Origin of the sequence: Chryseobacterium sp. PvR013 (assembly GCF_017833095.1) — a bacterium.
Lineage (GTDB): Bacteria > Bacteroidota > Bacteroidia > Flavobacteriales > Weeksellaceae > Chryseobacterium > Chryseobacterium culicis_A.
In genome coordinates this window covers 2892223-2907078 of sequence record NZ_JAFIBT010000001.1, presented here as the reverse complement: position 1 = coordinate 2907078, position 14856 = coordinate 2892223, and the positions used below count along the sequence as shown (strand labels likewise).

The 14856-nt window shown below is 35.9% G+C and carries 12 protein-coding genes and 13 tRNA genes; all 25 read left to right on the top strand.

The window, feature by feature from the left end:
* Nucleotides 1-8 precede the first annotated feature (8 nt).
* The 25 genes from JOE44_RS13170 to JOE44_RS13050 all read left to right on the top strand — a co-directional run bounded on the left by JOE44_RS13170 (nucleotide 9) and on the right by JOE44_RS13050 (nucleotide 14833).
* Nucleotides 9-1142 carry an AAA family ATPase gene (locus JOE44_RS13170; protein ID WP_209785934.1) on the top strand — a complete coding sequence of 378 codons (1134 nt, stop codon included), beginning with the start codon at nucleotides 9-11 and terminating at the stop codon, nucleotides 1140-1142.
* Nucleotides 1115-1858 carry a hypothetical protein gene (locus tag JOE44_RS13165; RefSeq protein ID WP_209785933.1) on the top strand — a complete coding sequence of 248 codons (744 nt, stop codon included), beginning with the start codon at nucleotides 1115-1117 and terminating at the stop codon, nucleotides 1856-1858. The genes JOE44_RS13170 and JOE44_RS13165 overlap by 28 nt, the downstream gene beginning before the upstream one ends.
* Nucleotides 1849-4227, top strand: coding sequence for a hypothetical protein (locus JOE44_RS13160; RefSeq protein WP_209785932.1), 2379 nt, complete (start codon nucleotides 1849-1851; stop codon nucleotides 4225-4227). The genes JOE44_RS13165 and JOE44_RS13160 overlap by 10 nt, the downstream gene beginning before the upstream one ends.
* Nucleotides 4217-5914, top strand: a complete 1698-nt coding sequence (locus JOE44_RS13155; protein WP_209785931.1) for an APC family permease — start codon at nucleotides 4217-4219, stop codon at nucleotides 5912-5914. The genes JOE44_RS13160 and JOE44_RS13155 overlap by 11 nt, the downstream gene beginning before the upstream one ends.
* A complete protein-coding gene (locus JOE44_RS13150) occupies nucleotides 5907-6929 on the top strand; it encodes a hypothetical protein (RefSeq protein WP_209785930.1) in 1023 nt (340 codons plus the stop codon). The genes JOE44_RS13155 and JOE44_RS13150 overlap by 8 nt, the downstream gene beginning before the upstream one ends.
* 283 nt (nucleotides 6930-7212) lie before the next feature.
* The gene (locus tag JOE44_RS13145) at nucleotides 7213-7341 is read left to right on the top strand and encodes a penicillin-binding protein (RefSeq protein WP_167595381.1); all 129 of its coding nucleotides are present in this window, start codon (nucleotides 7213-7215) and stop codon (nucleotides 7339-7341) included.
* Between the two features lie 574 nt (nucleotides 7342-7915).
* A tRNA-His gene (locus JOE44_RS13140) sits at nucleotides 7916-7983 on the top strand.
* Nucleotides 7984-7989: 6 nt separating this feature from the next.
* Nucleotides 7990-8063: transfer RNA gene (locus JOE44_RS13135), tRNA-Cys, on the top strand.
* 74 nt (nucleotides 8064-8137) lie between these two features.
* Nucleotides 8138-8211 (top strand) — tRNA-Lys (locus tag JOE44_RS13130).
* Between the two features lie 7 nt (nucleotides 8212-8218).
* Nucleotides 8219-8292: transfer RNA gene (locus tag JOE44_RS13125), tRNA-Arg, on the top strand.
* Between the two features lie 8 nt (nucleotides 8293-8300).
* Nucleotides 8301-8372: transfer RNA gene (locus tag JOE44_RS13120), tRNA-Asp, on the top strand.
* Nucleotides 8373-8440: 68 nt separating this feature from the next.
* A tRNA-Pro gene (locus JOE44_RS13115) sits at nucleotides 8441-8512 on the top strand.
* A 6-nt stretch (nucleotides 8513-8518) separates the two neighbouring features.
* Nucleotides 8519-8593, top strand: a tRNA-Glu gene (locus JOE44_RS13110).
* A gap of 2 nt (nucleotides 8594-8595) precedes the next feature.
* Nucleotides 8596-8669, top strand: a tRNA-Ile gene (locus tag JOE44_RS13105).
* Nucleotides 8670-8673: 4 nt separating this feature from the next.
* A tRNA-Asn gene (locus JOE44_RS13100) sits at nucleotides 8674-8745 on the top strand.
* A gap of 725 nt (nucleotides 8746-9470) precedes the next feature.
* Nucleotides 9471-9542: transfer RNA gene (locus JOE44_RS13095), tRNA-Glu, on the top strand.
* A gap of 349 nt (nucleotides 9543-9891) precedes the next feature.
* Nucleotides 9892-9967, top strand: a tRNA-Leu gene (locus tag JOE44_RS13090).
* Nucleotides 9968-10076: 109 nt separating this feature from the next.
* Nucleotides 10077-10149 (top strand) — tRNA-Phe (locus tag JOE44_RS13085).
* A 164-nt stretch (nucleotides 10150-10313) separates the two neighbouring features.
* Nucleotides 10314-10384 (top strand) — tRNA-Trp (locus JOE44_RS13080).
* A gap of 100 nt (nucleotides 10385-10484) precedes the next feature.
* Complete coding sequence (locus JOE44_RS13075; protein WP_209785929.1) at nucleotides 10485-10970, top strand: ribonuclease H-like YkuK family protein; 486 nt, start codon at nucleotides 10485-10487, stop codon at nucleotides 10968-10970.
* 36 nt (nucleotides 10971-11006) lie between these two features.
* The gene (locus tag JOE44_RS13070) at nucleotides 11007-11378 is read left to right on the top strand and encodes a cyclic-phosphate processing receiver domain-containing protein (protein ID WP_209785928.1); all 372 of its coding nucleotides are present in this window, start codon (nucleotides 11007-11009) and stop codon (nucleotides 11376-11378) included.
* Entirely contained in the window at nucleotides 11378-11941 is a 564-nt protein-coding gene (locus JOE44_RS13065) for a DinB family protein (RefSeq protein WP_209785927.1), read from the top strand. Before JOE44_RS13070 ends, JOE44_RS13065 begins: the two co-directional genes overlap by 1 nt.
* Nucleotides 11942-11947: 6 nt before the next feature.
* Nucleotides 11948-12964 carry an RNA ligase, Rnl2 family gene (locus JOE44_RS13060; RefSeq protein WP_209785926.1) on the top strand — a complete coding sequence of 339 codons (1017 nt, stop codon included), beginning with the start codon at nucleotides 11948-11950 and terminating at the stop codon, nucleotides 12962-12964.
* Between the two features lie 195 nt (nucleotides 12965-13159).
* Nucleotides 13160-14104 (top strand): peptidase, encoded by a 945-nt coding sequence (locus JOE44_RS13055; RefSeq protein ID WP_209785925.1) that lies wholly within the window; start codon nucleotides 13160-13162, stop codon nucleotides 14102-14104.
* A gap of 165 nt (nucleotides 14105-14269) precedes the next feature.
* Entirely contained in the window at nucleotides 14270-14833 is a 564-nt protein-coding gene (locus JOE44_RS13050; RefSeq protein WP_209785924.1) for a metallophosphoesterase family protein, read from the top strand.
* The last annotated feature ends 23 nt before the right edge of the window (nucleotides 14834-14856 follow it).

The following is a 14856-nucleotide window of genomic DNA, read 5'->3' as shown; positions in this document are numbered from 1 at the left end:
TTAAATCAATGAATCAGAATATAAATCAGCTTAATACAGTCCTTAACTACGTAAAAGATACTTTTGTAGGTAAAAATGATGTCGTAGATCTTTTGGGAATATGCCTTTTGGCAAGAGAGAATGCCTTTTTATACGGGCCTCCGGGGACCGCAAAATCTGCGATTGTCAGAACTCTGGCTAAAACAGTAAAAGACGGCAAAAATTTTGAATATCTGCTAACCCGTTTTACAGAACCGAACGAGATTTTCGGACCCTTTGATATCAGAAAACTGAAAGAAGGAGAACTTCTGACCAACACGGAAGGAATGATGCCCGAAGCTTCAATGGTCTTTCTGGATGAGATCTTTAATGCTAATTCTGCAATTTTGAACTCACTTCTGACAGCCCTCAACGAAAAGATCTTTAAAAGAGGAAAAGAAACAAAACACTTACCAGCATTGATGTTTGTAGGAGCAAGTAACGTTCTTCCTGAAGATGAAGCACTGAATGCATTATTTGACCGTTTTCTGGTAAGAATTAATGTAGACTATGTAAATCCCGAACTTTTACAACAGGTACTTTTAGCCGGAAGAAAGCTGGAGAATGATGAAGAAACAGAAGTTCCGGAAATCCATGCCGATGAAATCAGGCAGCTCCAGAGCCTATGCCGGACAATAGACCTTAAACCCATTTATGAAGTATATCTGAATACCATTATGAGTCTTAGAAATACAGGGATTGCTATTTCAGACCGTAGAGCCGTAAAACTTCAGAACCTGATTGCCGCAAGTGCCCTGATCTGTGGGAGAACAGAAGCCGTACTTTCTGATTTATGGGTGTTGAAACATATCTGGGATACAGAAGAACAGATTGAAATTCTGGAAGGAATTATCAACAGAACGATCGAGAAAGATGATCATCCGGATTCCCATCCACAGGCAATGCATAACAAAACTCCCAATCCGGAAGAAGTGATGAAAGATGTGAAGATTCTGGTGGAAAAATGGAATGAAGGAATACTGAGTTTTGAAGAACAAAACGTAATAAAAGACAAACTGAGATATCTGCAGACCCGTTGTGAGTGGATCAGAAATCCGGATCAGAAACAATATATTCAGCAAGAAATTGAAAGCTTATGGCAGAAGATTCTTCAAAGTGTTTAAAAGAATTCTGGGCAGAAATTCCCCGGGTAGATGAAGATTTTCTGGGCTCAATCCGAGACTGGAAAAACGTTCAGATTGCTGTAGATGATAAAACAATCTGGTTGAAAGGATTTACGGATGAACAGGCAGTTGCTTCCGAAATACAACAATTGCCGGATTTTATTTTATATGAACTTCGTGATGGACTTTTATTCAGAAAAGATGCTTTAGTTCCCAGTAAAAAAATGAGAACAGCATTGCTTTGGATTCCCATAGACAAGGCATTACAGCTTCGTCTTCCTCCTTCGAACCAAAACTATTTTGGAATTCAGGAACAGATTCAGATAAAACTGAAAGAAAGTGATGAAGAACAGACGGTAATTGCTCTGCTCAGCAACATTGCTGATATTAAAGAAACTATCGTCACTTTGCCTAAGTTTAAACTGGAAAAAATACAATGGACGTTACTGGGAGATAAAGCTCTGTTTATAGGCGTTCCATTATTAAGCTTTCCCGGAAAAGCCTATTGGACCAAAGATAAACATCTGCTGCCTGCCGGTATGGATTTTGAATTTAAAAATGTAAGTATGCTGTTGCAGCAGAAATATAATAAAGAGCTTGAAGGATGGTTGTTATGGCATGAAAATGGAAATAGTATTTTAATAAAAGATACTGATTTCCGTCCATTGTCCGTAAGCTCATTCCGTCTTACCGAAAAATCAAGAGAATGGAATTAAAGACTTATTTCCAGTCCTATGAAAACTACTTTTGGGAATGGAAAACGGATGAAGATGTTCCCGGTGACTCGGGTTATCATGAAAATAATCTCCTCTCCATCCCTGGAGTGGGAGCAATTGCTTACAGGCCTTATGTAATGGAGATTCTGAAAGAACTTCAACCGCAGGGATGGCCTCCGTTTGGAGCATTGCTTATGGTTTTGTATGCCATGCAGGATGGTTATACAGATTTTTCCGGCCCGTTGAGACGTACAGTAGATTTCTACAGTGGAGAAGATTTTGAGTTCAATGCGGAAAAACAAATTGAATTTCTTGAAAAAATAGAATCCCTTCCCAAAATTTATAAACAGAAACAAAACAGAATTGTACTGCTGCTGACTTTATTTAATAATGGTTATAACAGAGTAGCAATCCTTCAGGCAGAGGTTAGTCTAAAAATCTACTATAAAAGACCTCATGAGCTTGCCATAAGCGCAGAAAAAAAAGATGCTGATTCATTAGCTTTGAAAAAAGATCTGAGTGCTTTGGATCTGAACGAAAAGTTTCCAACCGTACAATCCATCATTGATGCTATGAAAGGTTTGATTGATGAGCCAGAGCTTGAAGATGAAGTGGTAGAAGAAGAAACAACGGCCAATACGGATAAAGATTTTATCAAAGAATTAATTGATGAACCCAAGACCTTCCAGGTAGGAAGCCTCATTAAAAGAATATGGAGCGGGCTGAAAATTCCGATGCGTCATCTCTCTCCCGGTGAACAGCCTATCGGAGGGATTTCTGATATGACCAATAAAGGTGATTTTCACAGAATGCTTCTCACCGAATTTGCCAATGAAGATGATGTTTTCATGAATCGTGTGGCAAATAATGAAGCCCTTTATATTCAAAGAGAAATTCCCCCTGAAGAAAATATTTTTGAAAGAATTATCCTGATTGATACTTCCCTCAGAAACTGGGGGACCCCGAAAGTATTGGCTTATGCTTCTGCAATAGCCATTATTAAACATCCGAAAGCCCATTCCGAATGTAAAGTCTTTGCACTAGGCCAGACAAACCTACCCATTGCGCTTAACAAAGTGGAAGAAGTGGTGGAAAACCTCAACCAGGTAAGTCCTGTGCTGGAAGTTTCAGAAGTTCTGGAAAAATTTTTTAATGAACACCATTCACAAAAAGATATTGAAGTTTTCTTCATTACCCATCAGGACAATATGGATGATGAGAAAATTCAGCGGGTTGTATATCAGAACAGAGATAAACTGAAGTTTTTGGTGACAACAGCTTCAGATGGTGAAATTAATTTTTATAAACATCATAAAGGAGCAAGAAAACATATTCAGAAAATAAAACTTCCATTGCAGGAAATGTGGGCCAATCCGCCGCAGCAAAAACAATCTGCTCAGAACTTTAATGGAAAGAAAACAGATCTTCCGCAAAATTATCCGATCTTATTCCCAACACCCGTTAATAAGATTGCTAAGTTCTTATATGAAGGCGAATTTTTCATTCTGAGTTCAAAAAAACAATTGCTGAAGACTTATCTTTCCGATAATTATTATGACAGACATTCCTATGATTATTATAAAACACATCATGGCTGTGAAGTACTGTTTGATCAAATTTCCATAAAACCCAAAGGACAGTTTGCTCTTGCAAAAAACAGACAGCAGCAGTTTATTCTGTGTCAGTATCAACCTGGTCAGAAACTGATTTCAAAGCTTAATCTTAATACTGGAGAATATTCTGAGCAGAATCTTACAGGGATGAATATTCCGGAATCTTATATACTGATTTATTTTGGCCGAAATTTTTATCTGCATCACCCTGACAATGCTACCCATTATAAAATTAATATGGATGGAAACATTTCTATAGAACCTATTACCGGAAAAGAAAAAGAATTTGAAAAAAATACCATAAAAGCAGAAGCCGAAGTGGCAAAATTGCAGGGAAGCGGGTTGAGAATTGTTAATAATTTCAATAAGATCGGAATCAACACCTTTCAAAATCTTGTTGTTTCAGGAAATGAATTATATAGTGCTTCTGAAAACACCCTGGATTTTTCCAAAAATAAATATGATATTAAAATTTTCGCAGAGCAGAATAAAAATAAATTTACATTTCCGGATGGAAGTGAAATTATTACCGATTCACGGGGAATGCTGACGTTCAGAAGCAGTAATAAAAGCATTGAAGAATTCTTTATTCCCTCTACTTTGGGAGGCTTTCTATCACTGGCAACTTATACGGAATTTGGAGGATCAGAATATTATCTTCCGGAGCATGCCCTGTTGAAAGTAAGAACCATGGATGATATGTGTGATAGGTTTTTAAAACCGTTTATAGAACAGATTTTGGATTATGGAGCTTAGAATAAAACCTTTCCCGAAAAATAATTTTCCCAAAAAAGGACTTTTGATCAGAGGCTCTTCACCTGTGGTATGGCTTCAGGAAATGGAAATCCTTGGAATCAGTTTGAACCAGGTCAGGTCTTATGCGATCCCGGCGGATATTCCCAATGTGCTGTATGGTTGTTTTCTGGTTTTTAATGACCATGTTCCACAGGAAATAGGCAGAAATGCTTACTTTCAAAATGTGGACGACAGGCTTTTTATTCCTGAAAATACAACTTTTTATCCCAAAATAAATCCGGAAGACTGGGCACAGCTTGATTCCCGTTTTCTGATTATGCATCCTGAATTCGGATTGGTAAAGCTGTCTGAAGAAATTGATTGGATTGCTCTGATTCAACAGCCCGGAACGATAGATGAAAGCATCAGAAAACCTCTGAAGGGCGTTTCAATTCCTCAAAAAATAGAAAGCTATACGGTTGAAATAGATGACGAAAAAGTCATGGAAGCATTACAACCAAAACAAACTGAAGAAGAATGGATGAACAGCCTGCCGTTTGACCTTAAAAAAGTGATGGCCGGGAACAAAAAAGAAATAGAGAAATATTTACAATATATTGAAAAATATCCTGAAAGAGCTGTGGAGTTAGGCATTTCTTTGGATGTTATGGGAACTTCCCGAGGAGATGGTTTTGGTAAGTTTACCTGGCTGGAAGGATTATTTGGCGGGGGTTCAGGTGGGAAAACAGAAAGTGCAGGAACGAGGAATTTTCGTAGAGCATTCTGGGCGCTCATTATTGTAGCTATTGTTTTAAAGATTGCACTGCCTTCAGATAAAACAAATTCAGGTCAGGAAGAACATAATAATTCATCAGGAACTATTATAAACAATGCCGTAAAGGCTCCTTCTGATATGATTGCTTTTCAGTCCGGAACTTCGGAAATTGATCTTAAGATAGATTCAATGTATCATCAGGAGAGAAAAGGATTGTCCCAAGAACTTATTCATGCGGGAATTATAGAATCCAAAACAAAAGAAGACAAAGAAAACTATAAAAAAGCAGGTGGCAGAGAGGTAAGTGAAATAGGAAGAGATATCAGTAAGCTTGTGAATAAAGAAAAACAGAGCCGAGATTCATTAAAAATCATTTACACTAAGAAAATTACAAAACATATTGAAGAAAAAACTGAAAAACTAAAACGCAAAATTTCAGACTCTCTGAAACAGTATACCAAAGGAAAACCCGTGAACGGTGATGTGGTAAAATATCTCCTGAAAAAAAGAAAGGCTTTAATGGCTGATTCGCTTGGTAAACTTTACGGGACATTGGATATCGTGGACCCTTCTTCTGCTTCCATAGACAAATCGAAAGTAAAAGGCTTGGGTACAGAAGGTACTCCTCTAGAGAAAAAGGCTCCGGTTTCAGATATTCTGTACATGGTTATTCTCATGATTGCCGGAGTAGGATTGTATTCATTTCTCTTTAAAAATAAATCATTACATCTTGGTGGAGATAATGTACCGGCATGGATTAAATTTATTTTAATAACAATCCTTGTGGTTATGCTTGTGTATCTATTTTATCCACTGGTGAAAATGTTCGGATACAACTGGTTTGTATGGGTACTTGTGATGGCTGTGATGTTACTTCTTTATCGTCTTTTCAGAGAAGATAAAACCATTTTAAAATCCGATGATGATGAATAGACAGAAATTTATAGACAAATTTATGGCGGCATTCGTGTTGCTGGCGATGTTTAAGATTATCGGAATTGTTGCCCAGCTATTCCGTGAAAGTTTCTGGAGTGTGGCAGGAACATTGGGTATTTTCTTAATTGTGGCGTTTATTATCCTCATTGTGATCACTTCCTTAAAAGATAAAGAACAAAACAACAGAAATTCAGCAGGACGAAAAGGCAGTGGGAGCAGCAGTTTCTATCTGGAAAACTCACTTTTTGACAGAATCCGGAGCAAATATGAAGAGCTGGCCGAAAAATACATTGCTGAAAAAGATTATAAAAAAGCTGCGAGAGTTTATATGAATCTCCTTCAGGATAACTACAGAGGAGCAAAAACATTAGAAAATGGTGAGCTCTACAATGAAGCAGCAGTAGTATACCTAAAAAAGCTGAACAATAAATCCGATGCTGCCGTTTGTTATGAAAAAGCAAAGCAACATAAAAAAGCCATTGATCTTTATAAAGAAATGGAGCAGAAAGAAAAAGTAGGAGATCTCTATAAAGAAATCAACGATCTTAAAAATGCTCATCACTATTATCAAATGGTTGCTGATGATTATGTGAAAAACAGTCAGATGGTAAAAGCTTCTTTGGTATACCGCAGAAAAATGGAAAAAATAGAAGAGGCTCAAAAAGTTTTACTGAAAGGATGGGAAGAAGATAAAGATGCCTTCAACTGTTTGAATAATTATTTCGCCAATATTTTTGATATTAAAAAACTGGAGTCTGAAATACAGAATTTATATGAAAAAGCTCCGGCTCACAAAAAAATCACGTATCTGGACGTTATGAAATATGAATTCAAGAAAGATCCAAAACTCCACACCGTTACAAGAAATATAGCTTATGAAATCATTGCTGAAAAAGTAAGCACCCGATCCGAAATTGTGAATGAACTGAAGTTTTTTAATCCAAATGATGAAGTGATTTTGAAAGATATCTCAAGATTCAAAACAGGAAGAAATAAAATGTTTAGAAATTAAAAAACTGAAAATAGAACATCCGCTTCATCTAATCAATGTTAATTGATTTCTCTTAGCTCCCTTAAGATAATTATTTAAAGGAATAAAAGCTTTGCGTTTAAGATAGAATAGCAATTTTGTTGGAAAATCGCAAAGACGCAAAGTTTTATCGGTGATAAAATCCTCGCGCCTTAAAGCACAATTTTTTGATATTATTTTGCGCCTTTGCGTATATAAAACCTTCCAGAAATTGTAAATATTATAAAAATGATACCAAAAAGATTTATCTTTGCACCAGAAAATTATGACAATACAAAGAGCACATATCAATGCAGAACTATTCAAAAGTCCTTCTAATAAAGGATTATTTGGACGTGATGAGGTGATATGGAATGAGGCGAAATGTGCTGACTTTGGAAATTATTTACTATAAACTTGTAAAAAATTAAAAAAATACAACAGAAACGCCTCGGAAAACCGAGGCGTTTTTTGTTTTTTAGGTCAGAAATTATTTAGAATGAAAAAAAATAACCATAAACATGAAAATTTTTTAATAAACAATGAAACTTTAATACGATAAAATAGAGTGATAAGCAACCCGATGAGAGACAGTCATTTAGGTAATTAAGATATCCGCAAAATATTGCGGACAGAAATTCTCTATTCTTAAATTTAAACGTAATTAATTGATTATCAATAATTTAATTTGAAAATTTATTTGCGGATTCCAAAAATTCATATTTACTTTGCAACCGAAAATTGAAAGCAACAGATTTTCAGGATTCAGTTAAAAATAATTTAGAAACAAACAAAAATAAAATGAAACAGTTACACAGCATATTCAATCAATATTCAAAACTATTCGGACAGGAACCGACAGGTGTTGCGTGTATTCTTGATCGTGGAATTGTGGATAAAAGGTGCTTATATACGTGGGTCAGCTAATGATCTCTTACGTTAAAATATATGAAGCGCCTCCCGAAAAGAGGCGCTTTTTTTATGGTTTCTTTAGCTTATTTGGTAAAGCGCCGGTCTGTGGAACCGGAGAACAGGGTTCGATCCCCGGAGATACCCAATATAAAATCTTATGGCTCAATTGGATAGAGCGTTGGTTTACAACACCGAAGGTTGAAGGTTCAAGTCCTTCTGAGATTACAAAAAATGTGAATTACGAAATTAAAAATTGGCACACAAAGCGAGCTGATTATTAATGATTCACAAGCCAAAACAATCTCATAGCTCAATGGGTTAGAGCACCGGTCTTTTAAACCGGGGGTTGAAAGTTCAAATCTTTCTGGGATTATAAAAACGGTTCCGTAGCTCAACTGGATAGAGCATGGGTTTTCTAAACCCAGGGTTAGAGGTTCGAGTCCTCTCGGAATCACAAAAAAAGGTCTATTGAGGTAATGGCTAACCTGCCCGACTGTCTCTTGGGCACTGCGAGTTCGATTCTCGCATAGACCGCAAAGATTCATAAAAAACTTCGGTTCCGACTGTCTCTCGGAAAAGGATTTTAAAGTGAATCTGCAAAACTGGAAAGATAACGGTGGTTGTTTACCCGCCTTGGACGCGGGAGGTCGCAAGTTCGAATCTTGTTTTCCAGACAATTTGTTCCATTAGCATAGTGGTAAGTGCATTCGGCTTTCTACCGAACGACAAGGGTTCGATCCCCTTATGGAATACCAATGATTTCGTAGCTCAAGTGGTTAGAGTATCGGTCTGATACACCGAAGGTTGAAGGTTCGAGTCCTTCCGGAATTACAATGATTTTGTAGCTCAATGGCAGAGCACCGGTCTGTTAAACCGGAAGTTGAAAGTTCGAGTCTTTCCAAAATCGCAGGTAACTAATTGTTAATTATTTCAGGAGAAAAAGTAAAAGTTTGTCGAGAGCAGAAGATCTTTACGCCAAACACAAAAAATACAGACAGGCTTTTCTTCTCTCCGGATGAATTAGAAATTAAAAAATATCATTTATAAATTTTTAGGTAAAAATAAAGTTTGTCGAGCGCAGAAGTTCTTATATCAAACAAATTAAGACAGACTTTATTTTTTAATCTGATGGTTCGCCGAAGGGGAAGAGTCGGGACGGTCTGCAAAACCGTTGTGTAAACTGAGTGGGTTTGAATCCCATAACCATCTCAATGTAAAAACTATAGAAGATATAAGAATCTTTTATCAATGATCTTTTATCATCTATAGCAAAGAATATCCTTTATTAATAAAAGAAAAAGGCTGTCGAGCGCAGAAGATCTTTAGTTAAACATTCAATAAAGACAAGCCTTTTCTTTTTTTCAAAGGAAAAATGAGGAATTACTTATTATTCATTACTAATTGCTCATAAAAATCCGGAAGTACGCCGAAGTTGGAGAGTCGGGGCAGACTGACATGAGGAACGAATTGAACGATTCCTTAAAAAAATGAAAGTAATAGAGTTAAAATCTGTTGCTTCATTGCTGAGTAGGTTCGAATCCTACTACTTCCACCCAACCACTGATAATGTAATGGCAGCATGCAGGAAATGTACTCTTGTTGTTTAGGTTCGATTCCTGGTCAGTGGGTAATGCTCTATTCGTCTAACGGTGAGGACGCCTGCCTTTCGAGCAGAAAATAAGGGTTCGATTCCCTTATAGAGTACTGGATGTGAATAACTGGTCAATATTAAATTGATTTAATACCATGAAAGTTCAGATTTAAAAAAAATTGGCCAGTTGCCATTCACACAGAAAATGAAGAAAAGAGAAAAGGACTGTCAAGAGCAGAAGATCTTTAGTCAATAAAAATGGACAGCCTTTTACTTTTTTAAAACAAAATACATTAGAAATGAGAAAGGTTTGTCAAGCACAGAAGATCTTTACAAACACTAACAGGCATAGTTTATCAACAGACAGAGCTTTCTCAAACCTAGACATAATATGAGCAATAAGTAATAATGAAAATAGAAAATATTACTAATTACCAATTACTCATTACTTATAAAAAACCTGCGGGAATGGTGGAATGGCAGACACTCTTGATTTAGGATCAAGCTTTTGGGGGTTCGAATCCCTCTTTCCGTACCAAAAACATAAATGATAAATATCAATGATAAACGATTGCTGAGCAATCCATCAATTATCAATTATCAATTATCAATTATCAATTATCAATTATCATTGATCAATTATAATCGGAAGAGTGGTGTAGAAGGTCTGCACGTTAGTCTGAAAAACTAAAGGTACAGGTTCAATTCCTGTCTGTTCCACAAAATATAAATGATAAAAGATCAATGATCAATAATTGCTGAGCAATTCATCAATTATCAATCATCATTGATCAATTATAAAACTGATTCATAGTGTAATAGGCAGCACACAAGATTTTGATTCTTGGAGTTTAGGTTCGAGTCCTAATGAATTAACAATATTTACTCTGATAGTGTAATGGCAGCATCTCAGTCTCCAAAACTGATGGTATGGGTTCGAATCCGGTTCGGAGTGCAAAAAATAGAAATTAGAAACTAGAAGTTAGAAATTATGATTTCTAGTAATCATTTATCAATTATCAACAATCATTTATGAATTAAAACATGTAGAAAAAATGGAAACGCAACAACAAACATGGCAGAATATGAACGGGAAATTTTTCCAAAACTCTATCACACAGCTGGTAGAAGAAGCCATCATCCGCGAACAGGCAAACGGACACCGTCTGAAAGTATGTGTGGGATCAGACTCTCATGTATACGGAGATGCCATCAATTATGCTACGGCAGTAGTATTTATTCGTGAGGGAAAAGGAGCGTTTACCTTTATCAGAAAAGAAAGAGAAATACAGAGTATCAGTATCAAGGAGCGAATGCTTAATGAGGTTAACAAATCCGTAGAAATTGCATACGCGATCTGCTCTGTGTTGGATACTTATGGTGTGGAAATGGAGGTACACGCAGACATTAATACCGATCCCGATTTTAAATCCAATGTCGCATTGAAAGATGCAATGGGATATATTCTTGGAATGGGATATGTGTTTAAAGCAAAACCTTATGCCTTCGCAAGTTCCAATTGTGCTGATATGATGGTGTAATAAAGCGGGAAGCTTAAAAATTATATAAATTAAATCATGGAAAAAACAAAAAGATTACTATTTCTGGATGATATAAGATACCCGATTGAGGCTTATCATTATACCAAACAAGATATTTTCCTCAGAAATGACTGGCATATTGTTCGGAATTACGAGCAGTTTGTCAACAGAATCCTGGAAAAAGGACTTCCGGAAATGATTTCTTTTGACCATGATCTGGCAGATGAGCATTATTTGGATCAGCATTCTCAGGAATATGTCGAAAAGACAGGGTATGACTGTGCCAAATGGCTGATAGAATATTGTATGGACCATTATCTTGACCTTCCAAAATTCTACTGTCATTCTATGAACCCTGTAGGAAAGGAAAATATTCTTAGCCTTTTAGATAACTTTAAAAAACTGTAATGGACATTTTTAGATATATTCAAGATATAAAAGTACACCTGAAACTCACATTTGGTGAGGTGGACGAATGGTTCAGAAAAGATAAAAAAACGTTGAATCATCAACCTTCAAACGGAGGTTGGACGATTCAACAGATTTTAGAGCATATTTATCTTACGAATTTTTACCTGTTGATCCTTATTGAAAAAGGTTTCAAGAAAGCAATGAAAAATTCTTTGAATCTTGACCTTGAATCTGAAATTGAAAACTACAGTTTCAATAAAGAAAACTTTGACAGGGTAGGTGAGCATGGCGCTTTTGAATGGATAAGACCGGAACATATGGAACCGAAAGGAGAAATGAGTCTGGATGAAATCAGAAGCCTCATTACTCAGCAATATCTTCAGTGTTTACAATATCTGGAAGTAATGGGAAATGGTGAAGGTTTCTTGTATAAAACGACAATGACAGTAAATGAACTTGGGAAAATTAATGTATATGAATATATTTATTTTCTTTCACTCCATGCCCAAAGGCATATTACCCAGATGAAGAAAAACGAATCAGAAACGATTAAAAACTAAAACAAAATGATTTTCAAAACATATAACTCTATAGAAAATGCTTACCAGGCCCGTGTGATCGAACAGATCAGGATGCAGGGTTTTGGGGATGAGGTTTTCATTGTACAGGAAAAAGTTCACGGGGCTAATTTCTCTTTCTTTACCGACGGAAAGGAAATTAAAATCGCGAAGAGAACTGCTTTCATCGAAAAAGATGAGAAATTTTTCAATGCCTATCAGATATTGGAACGCTACAGAAAAAATGTAATAGAAGTGTTTCAAAAAGTGAAAACCATCTACCCGGATGTAGAAACTGTAGTCATCTACGGTGAATTGTTCGGTGGCGGTTACAAACATAAAGAAGTGGAGCCTGTAAAAGATGCGGTAAAGGTACAGAAAGGTATTGAGTATGCACCTTACAACGAATTTTACGCCTTTGATATTAAACTGAATGGAATTACCTATTTAGATACGGAAGTGGTCAATCAGATTTTTGAGGAGACCGGTTTTTTCTATGCTAAAATCTTGTTTCAAGGGACTCTTGAGGATGCTTTGAGGTATCCCAATGTTTTCAATTCAAAAATTCCGGCTTGGCTGGGATTACCTGAATTGGAGAACAATATGTGTGAAGGTACTATCGTAAAAACTTTGAAAACCCAATATTTTGGAAACGGGGCAAGGATCATTCTGAAAAATAAGAATGAAAAATGGATCGAGAAATCCAAAATGGTTAAAAAAGAGGGAAAAACTGTTCATAAACAGATCTACTTCAGTGAAAAAGCTCAGGAAATCTGGGAAGAAATACAAAAATATGCTACAGCCAACAGATTGAATAATGTGGTAAGCAAAATCGGCGAATTCGAACCTAAAATAATAGGTAAAGTGATTGGTCTTTTTTCACAGGATATTTTAGAAGATTTCCAGAAAGATTTTCCGGCCACTTTTACAGCAATTGAAAAAGAAGAGCAGAAAAGGATCAATAAAAAGTTGAATTCTTTAGTAATTGATTTTATAAAAGAAGAGTTGATGACTCTTAAAGTGTAGTTTCGGTAAATTTTACCGAAACTTTTTTATATATAAACCAAACCATAGAAGCAACATAAGTCTTAGAAACTTAATTTTCATTATGCAGTAAGTTTGTCATTCCGTTAGGAATCTCAATTAAAAGTGAAAATATATCTAAGATTCATTCAAAATGATAAATGTTATAGAGATTTATGGTTCAAAAAAGAAAAAACTATGTTACAGGCAGAAATAAAAAGTCTTTTAAAAGAAGACATCAGTATATTAATCAAAATTCCTAATTCCGGAAAGCATTATCTGTGTGATTGTGGAGAAGCGAGTTTGTTGACTGTGAAAGAAGTTCAGTCTATATCCGCAATATTCATCAGTCATACTCATATCGATCACTTTTCAAATTTCGATGGAATTTTCAGACATCAGATCGGAAGCGGAGAAAAGGTTGTAATTAGTGGACCGAAAAATATTCACCAACAAGTTGAGGCAAGATTGAAATCTTACACCTGGAATCTGATTGAAGAAAACGCAATTGCCTATGAAATCCGTGAGATTGTTTCAAAAGACGAAATTAATATCTATGCTCTTCGTCCGCCACACTGGAATCTGGAACTCATCAATACCCAAAATTTCCTTTTTGAAGACGAATATGTCAACGTTGATTTTGCCATTCTTGATCACAAAACAGATTCTATAGCTTATTTGTTTAAAGAAAAAGATACAGTAAGCTTCAATGAGGTTGAGTCCGGATTTAAAAAAGGAAAATGGATCAGCGAACTGAAGACCGCTTTTGAAAATAATAGCAGAGACAAAGAAATTGAAATTGAAGGAACTGTTTATAAAGCAGCCGATCTTTTTCATTTGTTAACCCGTAATGAAGGCTATAAGCTTGGTGTCATCATGGATCATGCTGTAGACAAAAGCAATTATGAGAAAATAAAAGCAGTGTTTGGAGGAGCAGATCTGGTGTATATTGAAACATTTTATAAGGATTCTGATCAGGAATTTGCCAGGATCAATCATCACAGCTTTGCTTCCGCATCAGGGAATATCATGAATGAATGCGAGGTGAAAGAAGCCATTCCGATTCACTTTTCGAGAAGATACACAGAAAGCGATCAGGAAGAAATTGAAACTGCTTTTTATAAAGCATTTCGTAAAAATTAATTAAAAATATTTACCAACTAAAACTACAGTATTCACAGAATAATAATCTATACAGTTGTCATCCTGAGGAAGGAAGAATATGCTTAAAGTGAAAGAGATTCTTTGTTTCATTCAGAATGACAGCAAAGTGTTGAAAATTTTGTAGTTAAAAAAACAATTAAAAAAATGAAACCCAATATATTTTTTACAGCAGACCATCATTTTGGTCATGAAAATATTATAAAATTTTCAGAGAGACCCTTTGAATCACTGGATCATATGAATGAAGAACTCATTAAAAGATGGAATGAGAAAATAAAACCCGGTGATGCCGTCTACCATTTAGGAGACATGAGTTTAGGAAAACCGGATTTTACCAAAGATATTTTAGACAGGTTAAATGGCAATATCCATCTGATCAAAGGCAATCACGAAGGGGCAGCTTTAACCTATCCCAAGCGGTTTGCTTCCATCAGAGATTATCACGAACTGAAAATTGATGAAGCAGATAACAGCAACGGAAAACAAAAAATCATTCTTTTCCATTATGCCATGCGCACCTGGAATGGCTCGCACCGAGGTGTCTGGCAATTATACGGTCATTCACACGGAACATTGCCGGATGATGAGATGGCTTTGAGTTTTGATGTAGGGGTAGACTGCCACAATTTTTATCCCGTTTCCTACGAGGAAGTCAAAGAATTCATGAAAAGGAAAAAATGGACGCCTCCATTTGCTCCCAGAAATTAATTGCTGGTAAAAAGTAGTGGATT